19 protein-coding genes are annotated in these 24,149 nt (G+C 59.0%); 9 read left to right on the forward strand and 10 right to left on the reverse strand.

Annotation, left to right across the window (positions count from 1 at the left end):
• Positions 1 to 50 precede the first annotated feature (50 nt).
• The 3 genes from ACZ5Q2_RS17000 to ACZ5Q2_RS17010 are packed head-to-tail and all read right to left on the reverse strand — an operon-like array spanning position 51 to position 4,938.
• Positions 51 to 773 carry a pseudouridine synthase gene (locus ACZ5Q2_RS17000; RefSeq protein ID WP_061331667.1) on the reverse strand — a complete coding sequence of 241 codons (723 nt, stop codon included), beginning with the start codon at positions 771 to 773 and terminating at the stop codon, positions 51 to 53.
• Positions 773 to 3,850: an efflux RND transporter permease subunit gene (locus ACZ5Q2_RS17005; protein WP_432210653.1), complete on the reverse strand. Its 3,078-nt coding sequence runs from the start codon at positions 3,848 to 3,850 to the stop codon at positions 773 to 775. The genes ACZ5Q2_RS17000 and ACZ5Q2_RS17005 overlap by 1 nt, the downstream gene beginning before the upstream one ends.
• A gap of 5 nt (positions 3,851 to 3,855) precedes the next feature.
• Complete coding sequence (locus tag ACZ5Q2_RS17010; protein ID WP_061331666.1) at positions 3,856 to 4,938, reverse strand: efflux RND transporter periplasmic adaptor subunit; 1,083 nt, start codon at positions 4,936 to 4,938, stop codon at positions 3,856 to 3,858.
• Positions 4,939 to 5,280: 342 nt separating this feature from the next.
• Here ACZ5Q2_RS17010 and ilvG point away from each other — a divergent pair, with 342 nt between their 5' ends.
• From ilvG to ilvD, 3 genes are all read left to right on the forward strand, one after another.
• Complete coding sequence (gene ilvG / locus ACZ5Q2_RS17015) at positions 5,281 to 6,978, forward strand: acetolactate synthase 2 catalytic subunit (protein ID WP_061331665.1); 1,698 nt, start codon at positions 5,281 to 5,283, stop codon at positions 6,976 to 6,978.
• Positions 6,975 to 7,256, forward strand: coding sequence for an ACT domain-containing protein (locus ACZ5Q2_RS17020; protein WP_061331664.1), 282 nt, complete (start codon positions 6,975 to 6,977; stop codon positions 7,254 to 7,256). The genes ilvG and ACZ5Q2_RS17020 overlap by 4 nt, the downstream gene beginning before the upstream one ends.
• A 310-nt stretch (positions 7,257 to 7,566) precedes the next feature.
• Positions 7,567 to 9,243: a dihydroxy-acid dehydratase gene (gene ilvD, locus ACZ5Q2_RS17025; RefSeq protein WP_061331663.1), complete on the forward strand. Its 1,677-nt coding sequence runs from the start codon at positions 7,567 to 7,569 to the stop codon at positions 9,241 to 9,243.
• Positions 9,244 to 9,713: 470 nt separating this feature from the next.
• Here the strand turns inward: ilvD and cynS are convergent, their stop codons facing one another.
• Genes cynS through ACZ5Q2_RS17045 form a run of 4 tightly spaced genes read right to left on the reverse strand, consistent with a single transcriptional unit; the run spans position 9,714 to position 13,400 of the window.
• On the reverse strand, positions 9,714 to 10,157 hold the full coding sequence (gene cynS, locus ACZ5Q2_RS17030; protein ID WP_061331765.1) for a cyanase: 444 nt from the start codon (positions 10,155 to 10,157) through the stop codon (positions 9,714 to 9,716).
• A 28-nt stretch (positions 10,158 to 10,185) separates the two neighbouring features.
• Positions 10,186 to 11,088, reverse strand: coding sequence for an ABC transporter ATP-binding protein (locus ACZ5Q2_RS17035; protein ID WP_061331662.1), 903 nt, complete (start codon positions 11,086 to 11,088; stop codon positions 10,186 to 10,188).
• A 57-nt stretch (positions 11,089 to 11,145) separates the two neighbouring features.
• Positions 11,146 to 11,973 (reverse strand): nitrate ABC transporter permease, encoded by an 828-nt coding sequence (gene ntrB / locus ACZ5Q2_RS17040; protein ID WP_072677764.1) that lies wholly within the window; start codon positions 11,971 to 11,973, stop codon positions 11,146 to 11,148.
• A gap of 2 nt (positions 11,974 to 11,975) precedes the next feature.
• Complete coding sequence (locus tag ACZ5Q2_RS17045) at positions 11,976 to 13,400, reverse strand: ABC transporter substrate-binding protein (RefSeq protein ID WP_152437621.1); 1,425 nt, start codon at positions 13,398 to 13,400, stop codon at positions 11,976 to 11,978.
• Positions 13,401 to 13,703: 303 nt separating this feature from the next.
• On the opposite strand from ACZ5Q2_RS17045, the gene ACZ5Q2_RS17050 reads away from it, so the two are divergent.
• Both ACZ5Q2_RS17050 and ACZ5Q2_RS17055 read left to right on the forward strand, forming a co-directional pair.
• Complete coding sequence (locus ACZ5Q2_RS17050; RefSeq protein WP_432210652.1) at positions 13,704 to 15,602, forward strand: sigma 54-interacting transcriptional regulator; 1,899 nt, start codon at positions 13,704 to 13,706, stop codon at positions 15,600 to 15,602.
• Positions 15,603 to 15,728: 126 nt separating this feature from the next.
• Entirely contained in the window at positions 15,729 to 16,058 is a 330-nt protein-coding gene (locus tag ACZ5Q2_RS17055; protein ID WP_156471731.1) for a hypothetical protein, read from the forward strand.
• Between the two features lie 88 nt (positions 16,059 to 16,146).
• On the opposite strand, the gene ACZ5Q2_RS17060 is transcribed toward ACZ5Q2_RS17055, so the two are convergent.
• The 3 genes from ACZ5Q2_RS17060 to ACZ5Q2_RS17070 all read right to left on the reverse strand — a co-directional run bounded on the left by ACZ5Q2_RS17060 (position 16,147) and on the right by ACZ5Q2_RS17070 (position 19,783).
• Positions 16,147 to 17,325, reverse strand: coding sequence for a thiolase family protein (locus ACZ5Q2_RS17060; RefSeq protein ID WP_152437618.1), 1,179 nt, complete (start codon positions 17,323 to 17,325; stop codon positions 16,147 to 16,149).
• Positions 17,326 to 17,792: 467 nt separating this feature from the next.
• Positions 17,793 to 18,941 (reverse strand): acyl-CoA dehydrogenase family protein, encoded by a 1,149-nt coding sequence (locus ACZ5Q2_RS17065; RefSeq protein ID WP_432210651.1) that lies wholly within the window; start codon positions 18,939 to 18,941, stop codon positions 17,793 to 17,795.
• Between the two features lie 80 nt (positions 18,942 to 19,021).
• Positions 19,022 to 19,783, reverse strand: a complete 762-nt coding sequence (locus ACZ5Q2_RS17070; protein WP_152437616.1) for an SDR family NAD(P)-dependent oxidoreductase — start codon at positions 19,781 to 19,783, stop codon at positions 19,022 to 19,024.
• 104 nt (positions 19,784 to 19,887) lie between these two features.
• On the opposite strand from ACZ5Q2_RS17070, the gene ACZ5Q2_RS17075 reads away from it, so the two are divergent.
• The 4 genes from ACZ5Q2_RS17075 (at position 19,888) to ACZ5Q2_RS17090 (ending at position 24,147) form a co-directional block, all read left to right on the forward strand.
• Positions 19,888 to 20,328, forward strand: coding sequence for a MerR family transcriptional regulator (locus tag ACZ5Q2_RS17075; protein ID WP_432210650.1), 441 nt, complete (start codon positions 19,888 to 19,890; stop codon positions 20,326 to 20,328).
• Positions 20,329 to 20,377: 49 nt separating this feature from the next.
• Positions 20,378 to 21,544 carry an isovaleryl-CoA dehydrogenase gene (locus tag ACZ5Q2_RS17080; protein ID WP_432210649.1) on the forward strand — a complete coding sequence of 389 codons (1,167 nt, stop codon included), beginning with the start codon at positions 20,378 to 20,380 and terminating at the stop codon, positions 21,542 to 21,544.
• Between the two features lie 177 nt (positions 21,545 to 21,721).
• Positions 21,722 to 23,329, forward strand: a complete 1,608-nt coding sequence (locus ACZ5Q2_RS17085; protein WP_432210648.1) for a carboxyl transferase domain-containing protein — start codon at positions 21,722 to 21,724, stop codon at positions 23,327 to 23,329.
• Between the two features lie 14 nt (positions 23,330 to 23,343).
• Positions 23,344 to 24,147, forward strand: coding sequence for an enoyl-CoA hydratase-related protein (locus ACZ5Q2_RS17090; RefSeq protein WP_432210647.1), 804 nt, complete (start codon positions 23,344 to 23,346; stop codon positions 24,145 to 24,147).
• Positions 24,148 to 24,149: the final 2 nt, after the last annotated feature.

Below are 24,149 nucleotides of genomic sequence, written 5' to 3' on the forward strand. Positions count from 1 at the left end.
ATACACAATGGTTATTAATCAAACACTTTTAGCCAATTGTTAAACGGGGCCTAAGAAAACACTTCAAGCACCCGGAGAAAGCTCTCTTCCGGCTCGGATACCAGTGTCAGCTCTTCGCCGGAGACCGGGTGCAACAACGACAGCCGGGTAGCCGCCAGCATCAACCGGCCCTCGCCAAACCGTTCAGCAAAATACCGGTTATGGCGCCCCCGACCATGGTTAGCATCACCGATGATGGGGTGGTTGATGTGTTTCATATGGCGGCGTAGCTGATGCTTTCGGCCGGTTTTCGGGTATAGCTCCACCAGGCTGTACCGGCTGGAGGGATAGCGTTCAATGGCCACCGGAATCTCAGTGGTCGCCAGCCTTCGGAAGTGAGTAAGCGCTTCCCGCACAGGCTGTTCGGTTCCACGTAAACGCCGGTCTTCCGGCTCATCCTTCAGCGGGTGGTCAATCACGCCGGACTCGGGCGCCCACCCCCTCACCATCGCCAGATACGTTTTCTCCACCTCGCCCGCCATCATGGCCTGCCCAACAAGGCGAGCAGTCTCCGGATCTCTGGCAAACAGCAAAACACCCGAGGTGGGCCGGTCCAGGCGATGCACCGGGTACACATGCTCGCCGCCATTCAGCGCACGGGCGTATTGCAGGGCAAACTCGGTTTCGTGTTTGTCGATGGGGCTTCTATGAACCAGAAGCCCCGCCGGTTTGTGGACCGCCAGCAGCCACTGATCGCGATAAAGTTCGACAAGAGGGTTGTCGGCGAATGGCATCAGGAATCCCGACCGAACAACGCCCGAACCCGCTGGCCGGCTTTTTCGCCCAACACCAGCAGCGCCGGCGTCAGGAGCAATGTCAGCAGCGTGGCAAAGGCAAGGCCACCGGCAATGGCGCTGGACAGCTGCGTCCACCACTGCGTTGAAGGGGCGCCCAGCCCGAGCGACGGCTCCAGCAGGTTGACGTTGACGCCCAGCACCATGGGCATCAGGCCCAGAATGGTGGTAACGGCAGTCAGCAGCACCGGGCGCAAACGTAGGCAGCCGGTCTCCAGGGCGGCCTCGTAGGCGGCCTTGCCCTCTTTCTTCATCTGGTTGAAGGTATCAATCAGGATGATGTTGTTGTTCACCACAATGCCTGCCAGGGCGATGATTCCCATACCCACCATCACCACCCCGAAGGACTGGCCGTTGACCAGCAGGCCCAGCAGCACGCCGGCGGTCGACAGCACAATCGCCGACAGGATCAGGAAAGTCTGGTAGAGAGAGTTAAACTGGGTAACCAGTATCAGCAGCATCAGGCCCACCGCCACCAGAAAAGCTGTGGTCAGGAAAGTGGCCGCCTGCTGCTGGTCTTCGTTTTCGCCGGCGAAGCGAACGCTTACCCCCTCCGGCGGCTCTGGCATTTCGGCCTGCAGGCTGCGCAAGACCTCATCCATGCGTCGGCCCGGGGCAACATCGGATTTGATGGTGATGGTGCGCTGGCCGTCTACCCGGACAATGGAGCCGGTTTTATCACCCGGTTCGAGGCTGACAAATTCCGACAGTGGCACCTGGCCGCGCGGGGTGTGGATGGTCTGGCGTTGCAGGTGGTCCAGCTCCCGCCAGTTGTTTGGAACCCGCACGGCAATATCGACTTCATCCCGAACATCTTCCGGCCGGTAGGTAGCCAGCACCAGACCGTTGGTGACCAGGCGCACGGCACTGCCTATACTCAACACGTCGGTACCAAAGCGGGCCGCCGCTTCCCGGTCTACCTGCAGGCGCCACTCGATACCCGGCAGACTACGGTCATCCTCAATATCGGCGAAGCCACCCAACGCGCGCATCTGTCGCTGTAATTCGTCCACGTAGCCATCCAGTTCGCCACTGTCCATACTGCTGACCTGAAGCTCAATGGGCTTGCCCTCTGCCGGGCCACCTTCCTGCTTGCGAAACTCCAGCTCGATACCAGGGATGTCCCTGGTTCGTTCCCGAAAATCCTCCAGAATGTCGGTGGCGGTGCGGCGGGTAAACCAGTCGTTGAACTGGAACTGCAACACCCCGATGACATCCGGCGCCAACTGGCTGCTGGTTGACAGCATGGAACGCGCATACAGGGCTTTTACTTCCGGCATATTCTGCAGGCGCTGCTCCACCTGGCGCACAACGGCGTCTCTCTCCCACACAGATAGATCACCCCGGGCACGCACCTGCACCTGGGCAGAGTCCGGTTCCACACTCGGGAAAAATTCCACGCCGTGGTTGAAACGGCCATAGGCGGCGTAAATCAGGATAATCACTCCCAACGCACCCAACAGGGTCAACCCCGGGCGGCGCAGCAAGGTGCCAAGGGTACTGCGGTAAATGACCATGAACCGCCCTTCCGTGGCGTCCTGGTGCACACGCCGGCCGCCACTGACACCACCCATCACTGGCAGGAACACCAGAGCCATGGCCAACGAGGCAATCAGGCAGATCAGCACCGTCATCGGCAGGAACTTCATGAACTCGCCCACAACCCCGGGCCAGAACAACAGGGGCACAAACACGGCGAGCGTTGTGGCGGTTGAAGCTATAACCGGCCAGGCCATTCGCGAGGCGGCTTCTACCCAGGCGGTTTTCACCGGCTGACCATCGCTGAGGTTCCGGTCCGCCAGCTCAGACACCACAATGGCGCCATCCACCAGCATGCCCGCTACCAGAATCAGGCTGAACAGCACCACGATATTGAGGGTAAGCCCCATGCTCCAGATCACCAGAATACCGGTCAGGAAGGCGCCCGGAATGGTCAGGCCCACCAGGAACGCGGAGCGGGGCCCCATGGTGGCAATGACCACAATGATCACCAGCACGATGGCGGTCATCACGTTATTCAGGAGGTCAGACAGAATATCCCGAACTTCATCGGACTGATCCATGATGTAGCGAATGTCCAGAGTGTCTGGCAGCCGTGGTCTGGCGTCGTCGATCAGCGCGCGGATTTTCTCGATGGTTTCAATGATGTTGGCGCCTGAGCGTTTGGACACTTCCAACACCAGTGCCGGCTCGCCATTGATGCGGGCAAAACCGGTAGGGTCTTTAAAGGTACGCTGCAGCATGGCCACATCGCCAAAGGTGACCACCGAATCGCCGTCTACCTTCACCGGCATCGACATCACATCCTCGATGGTCTCGATCACCCCCGGCACTTTCAGGGCAATACGGCCATTGCCGGTGTCCAGGGAGCCAGCGGCAACCAGCTGATTATTGCGCCTGACCAGAGAGGCCAGTTGGTCAAAATCGATGCCGTAGCTTTCCAGCACCTGGGCATCCACCACAATTTCCAGAAGATCCTCGCGGTCACCGCCAATGTCGACTTCCAATACTTCGGGAATGGCTTCGATAGCATCCTGCAAGCGGCGGGCAATGGTTATCAGCTCGCGCTCGGACAAAGGCCCCGACAAACCAATCGACAATACCGGGAACAGGGAGACGTTGATCTCGTTCACACGAGGCTCGTCGGCTTCCTGCGGCAGCTTGCCGCGTGCGGTGTCTACTTTTTCCCGAACGTCTTGCAGCGCTTTGTCGGGATTGAAGCCTGCATCAAACTCCAGCATCACCGAGGCGTGACCTTCCGAGGCGTTGCCCCGCATCTCCTTGATGCCCTCCAGGGATCGCAGTTCCTGTTCCATGGGGCGCACCAATAGTCGTTCGGCGTCTTCGGGGCTGATGCCCTCCAGGGTCATGGATACATAGATCATGGGTATGGTGACGTCAGGGTTGGATTCCTTGGGAATCGCCTGATAGGCCGCCATGCCGCCCAGTAACAGAAACAGGAACAGCAACAAGGTGGTGCGGCTGCGGTCCATGGCCGCCGAAATCAGCGCTCGCATGGCCGCTAACCCCGCCGATCCGAGCGATCAACGGGCTCGACCTGTTCACCCTCGGCCACAAAACCGCCACCACGGGTAATCAGGCGAATCTGCTCCGGCAGGCCAGAGACCCAGGCACCGTTGGTGGATACGCTCAACAGCCGAACGTTCTGGAAGACCACAGCGTTGCTGTCATCCACATATTTCACGCCGGGCCGGCCGTCATCGTCCAGGCTCAGATACGCCGGTGAGATAAAAATCGCATCCTGCTCGGGCAACCGGATATTCAGGTTGGCCGTGCCCCCGGCCGCGCGTTTCTGTTCGGGATTCTCCACTACAATTTCAACTGCAAAACTGCGGGTTTCAGGGCTTGCCGCGCTGGCTACAAAACTGACGACGCCGGCCAGCCGTGTGCCATCCAGAAGATTAACCTCCACGGCCTGCCCCGGCTGAACATCCTTCACGGTTTGCTGTGGAATTCTGCCGGTGGCTTTCAGCCGGTCAATCTGCACCAGCTCCAGCATCGGCGTACCCACCTGCACCAGATCGCCCTGCTCAACATCTTTACGGTTAACCACGCCGTCAAACGGGGCCTCGGGCCGAAGGTGCCTGACCGCAAGTTCCGCAGCCGCCAGCTCCGCCCGGGCCGCCGCCAGGTCACTCTGCAGCCTGAGAATGTCGGTCTCCGCCGCCAGGTTGTTGGCTCTCAACCGGCGCCCGGCGGCAAGGTCAGCCTCCAGCTTTCGAATGTTGGCGCGCCAGCGCTCTACAACGGCGTCCCGGCCATCAACAGACAGCTGCAACAACTCCTGCCCGGCACGAACGCTTTGCCCCAGCTCTACCTGCATTCGCTCAACCGTGCCGGCTACCCGCGCACCCACCATCACCGAACGCCAGGGCTCAAGCTGGCCCTGTAGTTTCAGGGTTGGTTGGTAACGGGTTGCCTCAAGGGTCTCAATTTCAACCCGAATCCTCTCTGCCTCCTGAACCTGCGGCTCATCCGGTGCCTCTTTACTGGCCACCTTTACATCGCCAGTCGCCATCCAGACAACCAGCAGCACGAGAATCAGAAGTGACAGCCCGAGAGAGCCCAATTTTGCTTTCGTCATGTAACACTCGCCACGGAATCGTTCTTAATTGATGGCCCTGACAACCCGCGATAGGCGGGCGAGGCCACATTTCCGGCAATAAACGGTTGCAACCGGATTTAAACGTGGGTTAGATTCTACACACATTGTTTGAATCAATTCAGAGCAGACTGTCGATTTTATGAATCTCAACGCAATGGTTGTCATCGTGAAGCTAGTCCTGGTGGTCGTGGTACCGTCCGGGGGCTTTTGCGTGGACAAGCGGGTGAGATAGCGACAACCTGACAAAGACACCAGAAACCCCCGGCACCGAAAGGTCCCGGGGGTTTCTTTTTTGCGGCAAAGAAAAAGGGAAAAACGAGCATGAACGGCGCACAGCACATTCTTGAAGCGTTCCACCGCCATAACATCCATACCGTATTCGGCTATCCGGGTGGCTGCATCATGCCGCTATACGATGCCCTGGTGGACGATGTGGGTGTGGAGCACGTGCTGTGCCGCCACGAACAGGCGTGCGCCCTGGCTGCCGATGGATATGCTCGGGCCAGTGGCGGGATCGGCGTTTGCATCGCCACCTCTGGCCCCGGCGCCACCAACCTGATCACTGGCGTTGCCAATGCCTATATGGATTCCATCCCCATGCTGGTAATCACCGGGCAGGTTCCATCCGGATTGATTGGCACCGATGCCTTCCAGGAAACCGACATTCTGGGTATGACCCTGGGCATCGTGAAACACAGTTACCTGGTAGACGACGCCGAGGTCCTGCCCGCCATCATGGAAGAAGCCATTAACCTGGCCCAGAGCGGCCGGCCAGGACCGGTATGGATTGATATTCCCAAAGACATTCAGTTAACGGAGATCGAGGCGCCGGCTGCTGCAACCTGCGCTCAGCCAGATCCGCTTTGCCCGGAGATTTCCGACGCCCTGGCCATGCTTTACTCAGCCAAACGCCCCCTGCTCTACAGTGGCGGCGGCGTATCTCTGGGCCGTGCTGAAGACAGCTTCCGTGAATTTGCCAACACTTCTGCCTTGCCGGGTGTTGTGACCCTCAAGGGGATTGGCAACCCGGGCAAGAACAATCCTCACAGCCTCGGCATGTTGGGCATGCACGGCTCCCGGGCGGCCAATAAGGCGGTTGATGAATGCGACCTGCTGCTGGTTATCGGCGCCCGCCTGGACGACCGTGCCACCGGCAAACTGGACGGCTTCGCGCCCAACGCCCGGATGATTCACATCGACGCCGACGCCGCCGAGATCAACAAGCTGCGCCCGGCAGACCTGGCCCTGCGGGGTGACCTGAACCGGATATTACCTGCGTTCACCGAGGCTTTGAAGGAAAAGCCACTGGCCATTGCCCACTGGCAAAAGCAATGCAGAACCTGGCACACCACCAGTGGCTTCCAGGCGGCGGACAACGAGGAAGCCCTGGCGCCGATCACCGGCCCCGCGTTTATCCGCCAGCTTTCACGGATTACGCCGGATGATACGGTCATCGCCTGTGACGTTGGCCAGCACCAGATGTGGGTTGCCCAGCATTACGAATTCGACCATCCACGGCACCACTTGACCAGTGGCGGCCTGGGCACCATGGGCTTCGGTCTGCCGGCGGCCATTGGCGCCCAGTTTGCCAATCGTCGCGGCACGGTCATCAATGTTACCGGTGATGGCTCGTTCATGATGAACGCCCAGGAGCTGGCCACCATTCGCCGCTATAACCTGCCGCTGAAGCTGATCATTCTGGATAACCAATGCCTGGGCATGGTGCGCCAGCAGCAGGAGCTGTTCTACAACAACCGGGAAAGCCACATCAATCTGGACGACAACCCGGACTTTGTGGCCATGGCGCGGGCGTTTGATATCCCGGCGCTGCACATTGAGCGCACCGATCAGATTCGCCGGGGCATTGAGACGATCCTGGCTTACGACGGCCCGATGTTGCTGCACGTGGCCATCAGCCGGGAGGAGAACGTCTGGCCGATTGTGAAACCCGGCGCCAGTAACCGAGACATGATTGACGAAAAACGTCGCACTACCACCAGCAAGGAGCACGTAGCATGAGCGCGCAAGCACAAACAGAGTTACCGAGTTATACGTTGAACTGTCGGATGAACCAGGAGGCGGCGGCGCTGGAGCGGCTATGCCAGGTGGTTCGGGTTCGGGGGTTCCAGATTTCGCGTATGACCATGGAGGCGGCCGACAACCATCTGGACATCGCCCTGACTCTCTCGGGCAGTCGGCCTATCGGTATGTTACGTTCGCAATTGGAGAAGCTGCATACCGTTGTAGACGTGGCCCTTCAGGAACAGGCGGCTTCGGCTCGCTCTGTTTCTGCCTAAGGGTCTGCTTGGGCTCCCAGACTTCCGGTTGTGGGGGCGGGCTTGCGGGGTGGCTGTTGGATTTTTTTTGGAAAAACAACTCGCTTCGCTCAGACATCTTTTTCCGGCAAAAAATCCAACAGCCACCCCGCGCCGACGGGCATTGGCGGGTTCACGGGGAAACTTCCTGGGAATGTGTTGTCCCCCTACCTACGAGCTGCTCTGGTATAGGCTGCTTTTTGCCTGCGGCGCTTTTTTGACAGCGGTTGCGCTTTGGAGATTTGTGGGTTTTGCTGGTTGGATGACTTTTCTTTTGATGGGAGGCACTTTTATGACCACGGATAAACGACGTCGTTATTCCGCACCGGTGGTGGATGGTATTAACAAGTCTGCCAGTCGCGCGATGTTGCGTGCGGTGGGGTTTCAGGATGAGGACTTTCGGAAGCCGCAGGTGGGTATTGCCTCTACCTGGAGTAATCTGACGCCCTGCAATATGCACATTGACGGTCTGGCCCGGGAAGCGGCCAAGGGGGCAGATGCAGCGGGCGGCAAGAGTCTGATTTTTAACACCATCACGATTTCAGACGGCATTGCCAACGGCACGGAGGGGATGAAGTATTCGCTGGTGTCGCGGGAGGTGATTGCGGATTCCATTGAAACCGTGGCCGGTTGTGAGGGTTTTGACGGGCTGGTGGCGATTGGTGGGTGTGATAAGAACATGCCGGGTTGCATGATGGGGTTGGCGCGGCTTAACCGGCCGTCGGTGTTTGTTTACGGCGGTACCATTATGCCCGGTGAGAATCACACCGATATCATTTCGGTTTTCGAAGCGGTGGGTGCCCATGCCCGCGGCAATATGGACCTGATTGAGGTGAAGCAGATCGAGGAAACCGCCATTCCGGGGCCGGGTTCCTGTGGGGGTATGTACACGGCCAATACCATGGCCTCGGCCATTGAGGCCATGGGCATGAGCCTGCCGGGCAGTTCGGCGCAGAATGCGGTGTCTGACACCAAACTGGCTGACTGCGAAGCCGCTGGTGCAGCGGTGCTGAAGCTGCTGGAAGCAGACATCAAGCCGTCCGACATCATGACTCGTGAGGCTTTCGAGAACGCGATTACCGTTGTCATTGCCCTCGGCGGTTCCACCAACGCGGTGCTGCACCTGCTGGGCATGGCCAGTACGGTTGGTGTGGAGTTGTCGCTGGATGACTTCGTGCGCATTGGTAAACAGATGCCGGTACTGGCCGATTTGCGGCCGTCCGGCCATTACATGATGTCGGAACTGGTAGCCATCGGCGGTATCCAGCCGTTGATGAAGATGCTGCTGGAGAGGGGCCTGCTGCACGGCGACTGCATGACGGTGACCGGAAAAACCCTGGCTGAAAACCTCGCGACGGTAACCCCCTACCCGGAGGACCAGCAGATCATACGGGCCTTTGAAAACCCCATCAAAGCAGACAGCCACTTGCGCATTCTGTTTGGCAACCTGGCGCCGGAAGGCTCCGTGGCGAAAATCACCGGCAAGGAAGGCACCCACTTCTCCGGCAGGGCACGGGTATTCCATTCAGAAGAAGAAGCGCAGGAACGCATCCTCGACGGTACCGTGGTGGCCGGCGATGTGCTAGTGATCCGCTACGAAGGCCCCAAAGGCGGCCCCGGCATGCGGGAAATGCTCAGCCCAACTTCCGCCATCATGGGCAAGGGCCTGGGCAGCGATGTCGCCCTGATCACTGACGGCCGTTTCTCCGGCGGCAGCCACGGCTTCGTGGTTGGTCACATCACCCCGGAGGCGGCCGTTGGTGGGCCGATTGCCCTGGTAGAAGATGGCGACACCATCACCATTGATGCAGTCAACAACTCTATCATCCTGGAGATCTCTGAAGAGGAAATGGAGAAACGCCGCCAGGCCTGGACGCCGCCCGAGCCAAGATTCACTCGGGGTGTTCTCGCCAAGTATGCCCGGGTGGTCAGTTCTGCATCTACGGGGGCCGTTACTGACCTGCCCTAGTCCGGACTGGGGGTCGGGCTTGGGCTCCTAGCCTGCTGGTTGAGGGGCGGGTACCGTTTGGCTTGGGCTCCCAGCCTTCCGGTTTGCGGGCGGGCTTGCGGGGTGGCTGTTGAATTTTTTTTGGAAAAACAACTCGCTTCGCTCAGACATCTTTTTCCGGCAAAAAATCCAACAACCACCCCGCGCCGACGGCGCATTGGCGGGTATTCGCTTGATAAAAACCCTTGTAGGTTTTGCGCTTAGAAAGGGAAAGGATAGATTCAGTGCAACACTCACACTTACCCCAGGGTACTTTCTTTGTTTTTACCCTTGGCATTCCTGTACTGCACGTCGGTAGGGGGGTATGGGGTATTTTTCTGGCAGGGAAAAAGATGTCTGAGCGAAGCGAGTTGTTTTTCCCAGAAGAAAAATACCCCATACCCCCCGTACCCGCCCCATAACCAGAAGGCTAGGAGCGGGCAAACTCAAAACTACCAAGCTTTGTAAGGCAGGAACTTCCCGTTAAGCGTAACCACCACCCGGTCACCCTTGGGGTTCTCCTCCTTCTCGATATCCATGGTGAAATCAATCGCACTCATAATGCCATCACCAAACTTCTCATGGATCAGCTCCTTCATGGTGTCGCCATACACCCCCACAATCTCGTACAAGCGGTAGATCAGCGGGTCCTGGGGTACACCGCCTTCCCAGGCTTTCTTCGGGCAAACCTGCAATGCCTCAGCCACCGGCTTGTCCAGGCCCAGGGTTTCGCACAGGGCGAACGCCTTGTCTTCGGTGAAGCTGTTCATGCCCAGGCAGGCTGAGGTGGTGAACACCGGGGACATGCCAATCGCTTCAGCAATCGCTTCCCAGGTCATGCCCTTGCTAACTTTGGCTTCCAGAATTTTTGCGGTCATCAGTTCTTTGTTCATCATGGTTATTTCCTCTTTGGGATAATCAACATCAGGCATTCACCGCTCGCGCGGTGGTTTCGGTCTTGGTTTCAGCGGGCGCCGGGTCGGGCGTCAGCTCATCGGTGCTGGGGTCTACTACTCTCGGGCTGCCATCTTTCTCCGGCAGCGCTGAGCCGCTGCGATTCACCAGGAAATCCACCAGGTAATGGCGAATCTTCTGGTGGGCAGGGTTCTGGAAGATCGTGGCCCGGGAGCGCGGGTGTGGCAGGTTCACCTTCACGCTTTCGGCGATGCGGGCGTTGGGGCCGTTGGACATCAGGAAGATGCGGTCAGACAGCAGAATGGCCTCGTCCACATCGTGGGTGATCATGAACACGGTCTGGCGGGTTTCTTCCCAGATTTTTACCAGCTCGTCCTGAATCACCCCGCGGGTGAGGGCATCCAGAGCCCCAAAGGGTTCATCCAGCAACAGCAGCTCTGGCTGGGTGGCGAAGGCGCGGGCGATGCTCACCCGCTGGCGCATACCGCCAGACAGCTGGGAAGGCTTGCGGTCCATGGCGTGGTCCAGACCGACCATTTTCAGGTATCGCTCGCTGTGCTCTCGCACCTTCTCTTTGGACCAGCTGGGCCAGCGAGCCTTTACCCCAAAGATGATGTTGTTCAGGGCGGTTTTCCAGGGCAACAGGCTGTAGTTCTGAAACACCACGCCGCGCTCCAGGCCCGGGCCTTTCACTTCTTTTCCGTTCATCACCACGTTGCCGGTACTGGCCTCGTCCAGGCCGGCCAACACGTTCAGGATGGTGGATTTGCCACAGCCGGAATGGCCGATGATGCACACAAACTCGCCTTTCTGCAGGGCGAAGCGGATGTCTTCGAAGACTGTCAACTCACCGCCCTGGCCGTCCGGGTATACCTTCGACAATCCATCTACTTCCAGGAATGACTTACTCATATCAATTCTCCAGTCGGAGGGTTCTGGCGGGCGCCAGACAACCGGCGCCCTGCCCGATCATTCTTTGTATTCAACCAGCTTCTGAGCCTTGCCCAGGGCCAGGTCCAGCAGCATGCCCACCACCCCGATCATCAGGATGGAGAAGATCACACTGGCGAGGTCCAGGTTGTTCCACTCATTCCACACGTAGTAGCCAATGCCGGTTCCGCCCACGAGCATTTCCGCCGCCACAATCACCAGCCAGGCGATACCGATGGAGATGCGCATGCCGGTCAGGATGGTTGGCGCTGCTGCAGGCAGAATCACCGTAATCGCGGTCTTGAACGGATTGAGCTCGTGGGTGCGGGCCACGTTGACCCAGTCCGACCGCACGTTGGCCACGCCGAAGGCGGTGTTCAGCAGCATGGGCCAGATGGAGCAGATGAAGATCACGAAGATGGCCGACGCATCCGAATCCTGGATGATGAACAGGGCCAGCGGCATCCAGGCCAGGGGCGAGATCGGTCGCAGCACCTGGATGTACGGGTTGAGCGCCTTGTACATCAGCGGCGACATGCCAATCAGAAAGCCCAATGGCAGGGCAATCGCCATGGCCGCCAGATACCCCGTCAGCACCCGGTAAACCGAGTAGGCCAACTGAATGCCGATACCTTTATCATTGGCACCCGCGTCGTAGAACGGGTTGGACAATTCAGCCCAGGCCACCTTGAGAACCGCCGTGGGTGGCGGCACACGGGATTCCTGGTCCGCACCGCCCATCAGCAGTTCATACTCCGACATGGCTTCCTGAGCGGCCGGGGGCTGTGTGGCCATTTCCCACATACCCAAAGCCAGAATCAGGAAAGACACCGACAGCAGCGCTGCCCTCACATTCAACGAGGCCATGATCAAATCCTCCCGATGGCAAAGCTGCGGGCATACTCTTCCGGGGTTTCCGGATCGAAGGTTTTGCCCATGATGGTGTGGGTTTTGTAGGTCTCGGTGGGTGCCGTATAACCCATCTCACGCATCAGCTTGCCGGTTTCACCCGCCAGGTAGACCTGCTCAGCGATGCCTTTGTAATCCACATCGCCCTCGATGTAGCCCCAGCGTTTCATCTGGGTAAGAATCCAAACGCCCATGGAGTGCCAGGGGAACGGGTCGAAGTCGATGCGGTCCGGCACGTTCTGCACCTCGCCCAGGCCATCGGCGTATCGGCCGGTCAGCACCTGCTGGATCACCGGCACCGGCTGGTTCAGGTAGTTTCGGGGGGCAATGGCCTCGGCGATCTCTTTGCGATTTTCAGGCTCATTGGAGTACTGGGTGGCGTCGATGATGGCGCGCAACAAAGCGCCGTAGGTGTTCGGGTTCTGGCTGGCAAATTTCTGGCTGCAGGCGAAGGCGCAGCAGGGGTGCCCTTCCCAGATATCCTTGGTGAGCATATGAATGAAGCCGACCTTCTCCCATACCGCTCGCTGGTTGAACGGGTCTGGTGACAGGTAGCCATCCAGGTTGCCGGCGCGCAGGTTGGCCACCATCTCAGGTGGCGGAACCACCCGGATCTGAACGTCTTTATCCGGATCAATACCGTTTTCAGCCAGGTAATAGCGCAACAGGAAGTTGTGCATGGAATACTCGAACGGCACCCCGAATTTGAAGCCTTTCCACTGCTTCGGGTCGCGCTTGTCCATGTGGTCCACGTGCAGCACGATCGCCTGGCCGTTGATGTTCTCAACCGCTGGCATGATGAACGGCTCCGGCGTGGAACCGGCGCCCATGGTCATGGCCAGGGGCATGGGAGTGAGCATGTGTGAGGCGTCATATTCACCCGCCAGAGACTTGTCCCGAGCCACGGCCCAACCCGCCGTTTTGGTGACGGTGACGTCCAGGCCATAGCGCTCATAAAACCCCATCGGAGCGGCCATAATGATGGGCGTGGCGCAGGTGATCGGCACAAAGCCAACGTTCAGTTTGGTTTTTTCCAGCTTGCCCAGAGATTCCTTCACCGCCGCCTTGGCTTTATCCATGGGGAACACAGAGCCCAGCAATGCCGCTGCGGTGCCTGCCCCCATCATCTTCATGAAGCTGCGGCGACTGTGATCGTTGTGACCGAACACCGAACGCACCACGGCGCTTTCGATGGCGCGGTCCATCATGGCTTCGGAATCCATCCCGGCCGTAGAGCCTGTGGCTTGCTCGCCCGCAGTCTCACGAAGGTTCAGCGATACAGACGGCAGGCCGTCACCAGGCTTGCATTCCGGGCAACCACAGGTTTTCGCGTGGATCAGTGACTGGTCGCCGTCAAACGGGTTTCCAAGGCTTTTGGTTGTCATGGTGCACTCTCCCTACTCTCAGATAGTTTTTTTGCACTCTTGCGGTGCAACTAAGACTCTGGTTCTGCCCGGCCAGGATTTGGCCTTGGCAAACAGCACGTTCTGAGATGACTATTGCGGGGTTCGTGCCAACTTTATTAAAACCTCTACCTCATTGTTTTTATGGGGCTTAATACAAACTCATGCTAACCAGGTGCACTACGAAATTTCGCAATGCACGATTTATCGTAGTGAGCGCTTCGATTTTTCGTAGTTGGCACAGGCTTTGTTTGGCATTTACCGTCACTCAAGCGGAGGCCCGGCATGAACCAGCCCGAACGCATGGAAACACACCAATGGATCAACCACCTGCCAGAGGCTGCCCTTCTGGTAGATGCGGGCCAGGACCTGATCCTCTCCGCCAACAGCGCCATGGCACGAATGGCCGGCACCGACCGACAATCCATTGCCAACATGGCATGTACCCAGCTGTTTGCTGACCAGCGGCCCCAGCTGATCAATTTCACCGAAGAAACCCTGTTCCGCAGCCACAGCTGGAGCCGTGATTTCCACCTGAAACACCGGGATGGCCACACGGTTGAACTGGAAATTTCTTCTTCCTGCGTGGGCGAGGCAGAAGCGCAAACCCTGCTACTGCTCCTGCGTGATCGGCGACAATTGAGAACCCTGCGCGAACGCCACGAAGCCAATCACTACCACCGGGGTGGCCTGCTGGAGTGGCGACGAGTGGAAGAGCTGTTCAAGGATATGGAGCGGGAGAACCAGCTGATTCTCCACGCCGTTGGCGAAGGCATTTACGGGGTGGACGCCGAAGGCCGCACCACCTTCGCCAATCCCGCCGCCGAGCGCATGCTGGGCTGGCGCATGGATGAACTCATGGGGCGCGTGATACACCGTGTTGTGCATCACTCCCACGAAGACGGCAGCCTGTTCCCACTGAAAGAATGCCCCATCTACGGCGCTTTCCGGGATGGCAGCATCAAGCGCGTTGGCGACGACTGGTTCTGGCGCAAAGACGGCACCGGGTTTCCGGTGGAGTACACCAGCACCCCGATCATGGACAACGGCCACCCGGTGGGTGCGGTTGTGGTGTTCCGGGACATCTCCGCCAGACTGCAAGCCCAGAAGGAACTGCAGTCAGCACTGGAAGAAGTAGAGAGCCTGAAACGCCGGCTGGAAATGGAAAATGCCTACCTACAGGAAGAACTCAGCGCGGAGTTCCACTTCCACGAAATCCTCGGCCAGAGCGACGCCATCAAGGCCATCGTGCGGCGCATCGGCATGGTGGCTCCGACAGACGCCAACGTTCTGATCACCGGCGAATCCGGCACCGGCAAGGAGTTGATTGCCCGCGCCATCCACCAGGCCAGCACCCGACGCGACCGCCCGTTGATCCGGGTAAACTGCGCCGCGATTCCAAAAGACCTGTTTGAGAGCGAGTTCTTCGGCCACATCAAAGGCGCCTTCACTGGCGCCGTGAACGACAGAATCGGCCGATTCGAACTGGCCGACGGCGGCACCCTGTTTCTGGATGAAGTGGGTGAAATCCCTTTGGAATTGCAGGGCAAGCTGTTGCGGGTGCTTCAGGATCAGCAGTTCGAACGCGTGGGTGAGAACAAGACTCGCGCCGTCGATGTAAGGGTAATAGCGGCCACCAACCGGGAGTTAAAAACGGAGGTGCAGGAGAAAACCTTCCGGGAAGACCTGTATTTTCGCCTCAACGTCTTCCCCATCGAGTCCATCCCCCTGCGCAGGAGACTTGAAGACATCCCGATGCTGGCCCAGGAGTTCCTGAACCGGGCGTGTCAGAAGTTCAACCGGCCACCGCTGGTTCTGACAGAACGAGATGTGAGTACCCTCAAGGCCTACCACTGGCCGGGCAACGTTCGGGAACTGGAAAACGTGATCGAACGCCAGGTGATTACCGCCGTTGGCCGCCTGGACCTGGACCTTCCGGGTGTCGAACCTTCTGCGCATGCCGCAGCGAACTCAACGCCATCGCGTCATTACGGTAGTGAGTTGTTGACCGAGGTAGACTTGAAGGAGCTGGAGAAACAGAACCTGATCAAGGCGCTGAGAATGACCGGCGGGCGCATCTTCGGAGATGACGGGGCAGCGGCACTACTTGGCATCAAGCCAACGACCCTCAATTCCCGCCTGGGCAAGCTCAAGCTTGATGCCCGGCAGTTTCGGGCTTCTTGAGTGTTGGCTTGGGTTTCTGGGTTCGGGCTTGGGCTCCTGGCCTTCTGGTTGGGGGGCGGGGTTTGGCTTGGGCTCCTAGCCTTCTAGCTGTGCGGGCGGGCTTGCGGGGTGGCTGTTGGATTTTTTTTGGAAAAACAACTCGCTTCGCTCAGACATCTTTTTCCGGCAAAAAACCCAACAACCACCCCGCGCCGACGGGCATTGGCGGGTATTCGCTTGATAACAGAGCCAATATATTTGGCACTTAAAATTGCAAAAGATCGATTCAGTACGATGGTCGCGCTTATTTCAGGGTGCTTTCGTTGTTTTTTCCTTGGTATTCCTGTGCTGCACGTCGGTAGGGGGGTGTGGGGTATTTTTCTGTCAGGGAAAAAGATGTCTGAGCGCAGCGAGTTGTTTTTCCCAGAAGAAAAATACCCCATACCCCGCGTACCCGCCCGCCAACCACCAGGCTAGGAGCCGAAGCCATACCCAGCCCGCAAACCGGGAAGGCCAGGAGCCCAAACCAAACCCCACACCAAAACCAGAAGGCTCAGAACGGAACTCAGACCACCTCGATGGCCACCGCAGTTGCTTCACCACCACCAATGCACAGCGATGCCACACCACGCTTCAGGCCACGTTGTTTGAGGGCGTTGATCAGGGTAATGATGATACGGGAGCCAGAGGAGCCGATGGGGTGGCCCAGGGCGCAGGCGCCGCCGTGCACGTTGACCTTTTCCGCAGGTAATTTCAGCTCATTGATGGCGGCCAGGGTGACCACTGCGAAGGCTTCGTTGATCTCGAACAGGTCGACATCATCCAGCGTCCAACCGGCTTTCTTAAGCACTTTTTCGATGGAGCCAATCGGGGCCAGTGTGAACTCTGCCGGCAAGCGGGCATGGGTGGCGTGGGCCACGATTCTGGCTTGTGGAACAAGGCCTCGGGCATCTGCTTCAACCGCTGAAGTCAGCACCAGGGCAGAGGCACCGTCGCTGATAGAGCTGGAGTTGGCGGCGGTTACCGAGCCGTCTTTGGCAAAGGCCGGTTTCAGTTGCGGGATCTTTTCGGGTTTGGCGTTACCGGGTTGTTCGTCGGTGTCGACTTCGGTATAACCACCGCGGCCGGCAACGGTCACCGGAGTAATTTCATCCCGGAACCAGCCATTCTGGATCGCCGTCAGGGCTTTTTGCAGAGAGCCGATGGCGAACTCGTCCATGGCCTGACGGGTGATGTTGAATTTATCAGCGGTGCGCTGGGCAAACACGCCCATCAGCCCGCCTTCGTAGGCGTCTTCCAGGCCATCCAGGAACATGCTGTCCATCACCTGGCCGTGGCCCATGCGCATGCCGGCGCGGGCTTTCGGTAACAGATACGGTGCCTGGCTCATGTTCTCCATACCACCGGCGATCATGATGTTGTTGGTGCCGGCTTTGATCTGGTCGTGGGCCATGATGACGGCTTGCATGCCGGAGCCGCACATTTTGTTGATGGTGGTGCAGCCACTGCTATCCGGAATACCGGCAGCGCGGGATGCCTGCCGCGCAGGTGCCTGGCCGAGGCCGGCGGGTAGCACGCAGCCCATGATGATTTCCTGTATATCTGCCGGCTGCAGCCCGGCACGTTCAATGGCCGCCTTGATGGAAACGGCGCCCAGTTCCGGTGAACGCACAGAGCTCAAAGAGCCCATCATGCCCCCCATCGGGGTTCTGGCGGAACCGGCTATTACGATATCGTTGTTCATGTTTTATGTTCTCCTGCAACGGAATCTAGTTGGTGTTCTTATTTTGCTCATCGGTCTTGTTTGGGTTCCTAGCCTTTCGGGTGTGCGGGCGGGTACGCGGGGTATGGGGTATTTTTCTTCTGGGAAAAACAACTCGCTTCGCTCAGACATCTTTTTCCCTGCCAGAAAAATACCCCATACCCCACTACCGACGTGCAGTACAGGAATGCCAAGGGTAAAAACAAAGAAAGTACCCTGGGGTAAGTGTGAGTGTTGCACTGAATCTATCCTTTCCCTTTCTAAGCGCAAAACCTACAAGGGTTTTTATCAAGCGACTACCCGCCAATGCCCGTCGGCGCGGGGTGGTTGTTGGATTTTTTGCCGGAAAAAGATGTCTGAGCGAAGCGAGTTGTTTTTCCAAAAAAAATCCAACAGCCACCCCGCAAGCCCGCCCGCAAACCGGAAGGCTGGGGGCCCAAGCCAGCCCCTCAGCGCCCAAGTACCGAACGGGCAATAACCTCCTTCATCACCTCTGAAGTACCGCCGTAAATCCTCTGAACCCGAGCGTCGATAAAGTTCCGGGAAATCGGATACTCGGTGGTGTAACCGTAGCCCCCAAACAACTGCAAACAGCCATCGGCCACCCGGCACTGCATCTCCGTGGCACTGTACTTGGCCATCGACGCCGTGGGCGCATCCAACTTGCCGTCTTCGTATTCGCGGATGCACTGATCAACAAACGCCTTGTTGATGCGGTAGTCGGTTTCCATGCGGGCGATTTCGAAACGGGTGTTCTGAAGCTGGCTGAGCTTCTGGCCGAACAGTTCCCGCTCCTGGGCGTAGGCAATGGTGAGATCCAGGGAGCCCCGGGCCGCAGCGACGCCGAGGGCGCCGATCACCAGGCGTTCGCGGGGCAGTTCGCGCATCAGGTACATGAAACCCTGCCCTTCTTCGCCCAACAAAGCGGATGCGGGAACACGCATGTCGGAGAAGAACAGCTCGGAGGTGTCGCCAGAATGCTGGCCGATTTTGTCCAGGTTGCGGCCCTTGCTGAAGCCCGGTAGTGAAGTGTCCACCAGGAACAGGCTGATGCCGCGGGCCCCGGCTTTCGGGTCGGTTTTGGCGGCGACGATTACCATGTCGGCGTGCTGGCCGTTGGTGATGAAGGTTTTGGAGCCATTGAGGATGTAGTCGTCGCCGTCTTTAACCGCGCTGGTGCGCATGGCCTGCAGGTCGCTGCCAGCGCCGGGTTCGGTCATGGCGATGGCGCCGACGGCTTCACCGGAGACCATTTTGGGCAACCATTGCTGGCGCTGGGCCTCGTTGCCGATGTGGCTGAGGTAAGGCGCCACGATGTCTGAGTGCACCATCACATTGGTGGACAACGCCCCGAACCCCATGCGGGCCATTTCTTCACCCACCACCACAGAAAACTGGAAAGGCGCACCAATGCCGCCGCAGTCTTCCGGCACGTCGACACACAGTAAACTGGCGTTGCCCAAGGTGTTCCATAGCTCCCGTGGCACAATGCCGCTTTTCTCCCAGGCCTCGTAGTGCGGTTTCACCTCGGCTTCCAGAGCCTTGATCACCGACTCCCGAAACATGGCCAATTCTTCTTGATCGACGTGGTTGGTCATATCACTCACCTGTTGTTATTTGTTCGCTTGTGGCGAATCCTGTTGCCTGAACCCGCTTGTGACGGGTGGTTTGCGTCAATTCACTTGGGCGCCATGCGCAGGGCGCAATCCAGGCGAATCACTTCGCCGTTCAAAATCGGGTTGCGCACCATCTGGTCTACCATCATGCCGAACTCTTCCGGCTTACCCAATCGCTTGGGGAACGGCAGTGTCGCCGCCAGGCTGTCCTGCACTTCTTCCGGCATACCGGCCATCATCGGGGTCATAAACAGGCCCGGAGCAATGGTGTTCACGCGGATACCTTCACGGGCCAATTCGCGGGCGGATTGCAAAGTTAACGCCACAACCCCGCCCTTGGAGGCACTGTAGGCAGCCTGGCCGATCTGGCCCTCATAGGCGGCCACAGAAGCAGTATTGATGATCACGCCTCGCTCGCCATCGGCGTTCGGCTCGCGCTGGGCCATATCTGCCGCAGCAAGACGCAGGATGTTGAAGGTGCCAATCAGGTTGACCTGGATCACCTTGCTGAAGCTGTCCAGCGGCATCACACCTTCCCGGCCCAGAATCTTCGCCGCCGGCGCAATGCCTGCGCAGTTAACTGCGACACCACAGGGGCCATGGGCTTCCCGCGCAGCGTTGATGGCCGCTTCGGCACTTTGTGCGGAGCTTACATCGCACTCAAGGAAGATCCCGCCGATGTCTGCGGCCACTTTCTCACCCTGTTCTTTCTGAAGATCCAGGATGGCCACCTTGCACCCGGCAGCCGCCAGCGCACGCGCAGCGCCCTCGCCCAGCCCAGACGCTCCGCCTGTTACAATGGCCGCCACATTATTGAATTCCATCATGCACTCCTATTCTCAGGATTGTATTTGTTGAAAATCGGACCCGAAAACTACTTTACGTTTACGTAAACTTTATCTAACCTTGGTCTAAAAAGGAAATCGTGATGAACGAAAAAAGAACCTTCAGCATCAGCGAGCTCTCCCAAGAGTTCGACGTGACAACCCGAAGCATCCGATTCTATGAGGATCAGGGCTTGCTCAAGCCCACCCGAAGGGGCCAAACCCGGATCTTCAGCACCAAAGACCGGGTTCGGTTGAAGCTTATTCTCCGGGGCAAGCGCATGGGCTTCTCCCTGGCAGAAACCAGGGAACTGTTCGACCTGTGGGACGAAACCCTCACCGGTAACGAAAAACAGCTTTTGAAGATGCTGGAAATCCTCGCCGACAGGCGCGCCCAGCTGGAACAACAGAAAAACGACATCGCCCAGGCGGAAATGGAAATCGAAACCGCCGAAACCCGGTGCCGCGAGGCACTGGAAGAGCTGCAGAAGAAAAAGAAACAACAGGGCGAAGGGCAAAAAGAATCCAAACAAACCGTCACCTGAGCGTGACGAAGCACACAGATCCGATTCAAGAACAACAAGGTAGCCAACGATGAAATCACAATACTCAGAACTCAATTTCGGTCTCGGCGAAACCCTCGACATGCTGCGCGAACAGATCAACGGCTTCGCCGCCGCTGAAATCGCCCCGCGCGCTGAAGAGATCGACCGCAACAACGAGTTCCCCATGGACCTGTGGCGGAAAATGGGCGACATGGGCCTGCTGGGTATCACCGTGGGCGAACAGTACGGCGGCTCAGACATGGGCTACCTGGCACACGTGATCGCCATGGAAGAAATCAGCCGCGCCTCCGCCTCCGTTGGTTTGTCTTACGGTGCCCACTCCAACTTGTGCGTCAACCAGATTCACCGCAACGGCACCGAAGAACAGAAACAGAAATACCTGCCCAAGCTGGTCAGCGGCGAACACATCGGCGCCCTCGCCATGTCTGAGCCCAACGCCGGCTCAGACGTTATCTCCATGAAACTCAGTGCTCGCGACGAAGGCGACCACTTCGTCCTCAACGGCACCAAAATGTGGATCACCAACGGCCCGGATGCCCACACCTACGTCATCTACGCCAAAACCGACGTCAAAGCCGGCTCCAAAGGCGTCACCGCCTTCATCGTAGAACGCGACGCCCCGGGCTTCAGCCGCCACCAGAAACTCGACAAACTCGGCATGCGCGGCTCCAACACCTGCGAACTGGTGTTTGAAGATTGCAAAGTACCCCGTGAAAACATCCTCGGCGGCGAAGGCAACGGCGCCAAAGTGCTCATGAGCGGCCTGGACTACGAACGCCTCGTCCTCTCCGGCGGCCCGCTGGGCATCATGCAAGCTGCCATGGACGTGGTCGTCCCCTACATCCGCGAACGCAAACAATTCGGCCAGGCCATCGGGGAATTCGAACTGGTACAGGGCAAAGTCGCCGACATGTACACCTGGATGAACACCGCCAAATCCTACGTCTACATGGTCGCCATGTCCGCCGACCGCGGCGAAACCACCCGCAAAGACGCCGCCGGCGCCATCCTCTACTCCGCCGAAATGGCCACCAAACTAGCCCTGGATGCCATCCAGCTGCTCGGCGGCAACGGCTACATCAACGAATACCCCACAGGCCGCCTGCTGCGAGACGCCAAACTCTATGAAATCGGCGCGGGCACGTCTGAGATCCGGCGGATGCTGATCGGGCGAGAGCTGTTCCTGAACAAGTAAGCGCCCCCGACGAATCCACTGAAGAGGTTGGACGAGGGTTTGGCGGGGTGTCCTTTCCGGGAGTGTCTGTGGCCATGGATGGCCACAGCCAAGCGCACATGGATGTGCTCGTAGCGTCTCCCGGAAAGGACACCCCGCCAAACCCGGACGCCCCCAAAACTGAGGGACAAGAACACCATGACCGTGCTGCAAAGCAAAATAAACCCGAGGTCCGATGAGTTCCTGGCCAACCAGAACGCCATGGCCAAAGCCGTCGCAGACCTGAAAGAAAAAGTCGCCACCATCCAGCAAGGCGGCGGCCCAAGCTACCAGGAACGCCACATCGCCCGCGGCAAACTGCTGCCCAGAGAGCGCATCAACCGCCTCCTCGATGACGGCTCCCCGTTCCTCGAAATCGGCCAGTTCGCCGCCTACAACGTCTACGACGAAGAAGTCCCAGCAGCTGGCGTCGTCGCCGGCGTGGGCCGCGTCTCCGGCACCGAATGCATGATCATCGCCAACGACGCCACCGTCAAAGGCGGCAGCTACTACCCGCTCACGGTCAAAAAACACCTGCGCGCCCAGGAAATCGCCCTGGAGAACCGCCTGCCGTGCATCTACCTGGTCGACTCAGGCGGCGCCAACCTGCCCCGGCAGGACGAAGTCTTCCCGGACCGCGACCACTTTGGCCGCATCTTCTACAACCAGGCCCGCATGAGCGCCGACGACATCCCCCAGATCGCCGTCGTCATGGGCCTGTGCACCGCCGGCGGCGCCTACGTGCCCGCCATGGCCGATGAATCCATCATCGTGCGCGATCAGGGCACCATCTTCCTGGCCGGCCCGCCACTGGTCAAAGCCGCCACCGGCGAAGTGGTCAGCGCCGAAGACCTGGGCGGTGCAGACGTGCACTGCAAAATCTCCGGCGTAGCCGACCACTACGCCGAAAACGACGCCCACGCCCTGGACATCGCCCGGCGCTGCATCTCCAACCTCAACCGCCGCAAACCGGTGGACGTGGAGATCCGCAAACCGAGAGCGCCGCTGTACAGCGCCGACGAAATCTACGGAATCGTCGGCACCGACTTGCGCAAACAGTTCGACGTGCGCGATGTGATCGCCCGCATTGTCGACGGCTCCGAATTCGACGAATTCAAACGCTATTACGGCCAGACCCTGGTCACCGGCTTTGCCCACATCCACGGTTACCCGGTGGGCATCATCGCCAACAACGGCATCCTGTTCAGCGAATCCGCCCAGAAAGGCGCGCACTTCATCGAGCTGTGCTGCCAGCGCAACATCCCGCTGCTGTTCCTGCAGAACATCACCGGCTTTATGGTGGGCCAGAAATATGAGGCCGAAGGCATCGCCAAACACGGCGCCAAAATGGTCATGGCCGTGGCCTGTGCCAACGTACCGAAAATCACCGTACTGATCGGCGGCTCTTTCGGCGCGGGCAACTACGGCATGTGCGGCCGCGCCTACAGCCCGGATTTCTTATGGATGTGGCCGAACGCCCGTATCTCTGTAATGGGCGGTGAACAGGCCGCCGGCGTACTCGCTACCGTCAAAAGGGAAGGCATGGAGCGCAAAGGCCAGGACTGGAGCAGCGACGAAGAAGCCAAATTCAAGCAGCCGATCATCGACACCTACGAACACCAGGGCCACCCCTACTACGCCAGCGCGCGCCTCTGGGACGACGGCGTGATCGACCCGGCCCAGACCCGCGAAGTGGTTGCCCTGAGCCTGTCTGCCACCCTCAACCGACCCGCCAAGCCAACACGCTTCGGCGTGTTCCGGATGTGATGGAGGACATCGCCATGACCGATCAGGAACAAGCGGTTCGCCTCAATCACCGCGCCAAGGGTGTCACCGAAGTGGTCCTCAACCGCCCGGACAAACGCAACGCCTTTGACGACGTGATCATCCAGCAACTGATCAAGGCGCTGGAACAGGTAGACGCAGACAACAACACCCACGTTGTCATCCTTCGCTCCGAAGGCAAACACTTCTCCGCCGGGGCGGATCTGGGCTGGATGCGCCGCATGGCCGACAACAGCCGACAGGAAAACCTGGACGACTCGCGGCAACTGGCGCGGTTGATGAACGTGCTCAACCACCTGTCCAAGCCGGTGATCGGCCTGGTTCAGGGTGCCGCCTTCGGAGGCGCCGTTGGCCTGGCCGCCTGCTGCGACATCGTGCTGACCACCGAGAAGGCCAGCTTCTGCCTGAGCGAAGTCAAACTCGGCCTGATTCCCGCCGTGATCAGCCCCTACGTGGTGCGCGCCATCGGCGAGCGCCAGGCCCGGCGCTACTTTATCAGCGCCGAAGTCTTCACCGCTCGGCAAGCCGAGCACTTCGGCTTGGTGCATGAAGTGTGTAAAGACGAAAGCGCCATGGAACGCCGCTGCGACGAACTGCTTTTGCAGCTTGCCCTCAACGGGCCAGAAGCCATGAAAGCCGCCAAAGATCTGGTATTTGCCGTCAGCCACAAGGTGATCGGCCAGGACGTGATCGACGACACCGCACAACGCATCGCGGACATCCGGGTGGGTGAAGAAGGTCAGGAAGGGCTCAACGCGTTCCTGAACAAACGCAAGGCCAACTGGGTTCCGGAGGAATAATA

It is taken from the genome of Marinobacter alkaliphilus, assembly GCF_055394375.1.

Excerpts from the sequence above, each read along its gene's own strand:
- ACZ5Q2_RS17000 (WP_061331667.1), bottom strand. The coding sequence starts at position 773 with ATGCCATTCGCCGACAACCCTCTTGTCGAACTTTATCGCGATCAGTGG.
- ACZ5Q2_RS17005 (WP_432210653.1), bottom strand. The coding sequence starts at position 3,850 with ATGCGAGCGCTGATTTCGGCGGCCATGGACCGCAGCCGCACCACCTTG.
- ACZ5Q2_RS17010 (WP_061331666.1), bottom strand. The coding sequence starts at position 4,938 with ATGACGAAAGCAAAATTGGGCTCTCTCGGGCTGTCACTTCTGATTCTC.
- ilvG (WP_061331665.1), top strand. The coding sequence starts at position 5,281 with ATGAACGGCGCACAGCACATTCTTGAAGCGTTCCACCGCCATAACATC.
- ACZ5Q2_RS17020 (WP_061331664.1), top strand. The coding sequence starts at position 6,975 with ATGAGCGCGCAAGCACAAACAGAGTTACCGAGTTATACGTTGAACTGT.
- ilvD (WP_061331663.1), top strand. The coding sequence starts at position 7,567 with ATGACCACGGATAAACGACGTCGTTATTCCGCACCGGTGGTGGATGGT.
- cynS (WP_061331765.1), bottom strand. The coding sequence starts at position 10,157 with ATGATGAACAAAGAACTGATGACCGCAAAAATTCTGGAAGCCAAAGTT.
- ACZ5Q2_RS17035 (WP_061331662.1), bottom strand. The coding sequence starts at position 11,088 with ATGAGTAAGTCATTCCTGGAAGTAGATGGATTGTCGAAGGTATACCCG.
- ntrB (WP_072677764.1), bottom strand. The coding sequence starts at position 11,973 with ATGGCCTCGTTGAATGTGAGGGCAGCGCTGCTGTCGGTGTCTTTCCTG.
- ACZ5Q2_RS17045 (WP_152437621.1), bottom strand. The coding sequence starts at position 13,400 with ATGACAACCAAAAGCCTTGGAAACCCGTTTGACGGCGACCAGTCACTG.
- ACZ5Q2_RS17050 (WP_432210652.1), top strand. The coding sequence starts at position 13,704 with ATGAACCAGCCCGAACGCATGGAAACACACCAATGGATCAACCACCTG.
- ACZ5Q2_RS17060 (WP_152437618.1), bottom strand. The coding sequence starts at position 17,325 with ATGAACAACGATATCGTAATAGCCGGTTCCGCCAGAACCCCGATGGGG.
- ACZ5Q2_RS17065 (WP_432210651.1), bottom strand. The coding sequence starts at position 18,941 with ATGACCAACCACGTCGATCAAGAAGAATTGGCCATGTTTCGGGAGTCG.
- ACZ5Q2_RS17070 (WP_152437616.1), bottom strand. The coding sequence starts at position 19,783 with ATGGAATTCAATAATGTGGCGGCCATTGTAACAGGCGGAGCGTCTGGG.
- ACZ5Q2_RS17075 (WP_432210650.1), top strand. The coding sequence starts at position 19,888 with ATGAACGAAAAAAGAACCTTCAGCATCAGCGAGCTCTCCCAAGAGTTC.
- ACZ5Q2_RS17080 (WP_432210649.1), top strand. The coding sequence starts at position 20,378 with ATGAAATCACAATACTCAGAACTCAATTTCGGTCTCGGCGAAACCCTC.
- ACZ5Q2_RS17085 (WP_432210648.1), top strand. The coding sequence starts at position 21,722 with ATGACCGTGCTGCAAAGCAAAATAAACCCGAGGTCCGATGAGTTCCTG.
- ACZ5Q2_RS17090 (WP_432210647.1), top strand. The coding sequence starts at position 23,344 with ATGACCGATCAGGAACAAGCGGTTCGCCTCAATCACCGCGCCAAGGGT.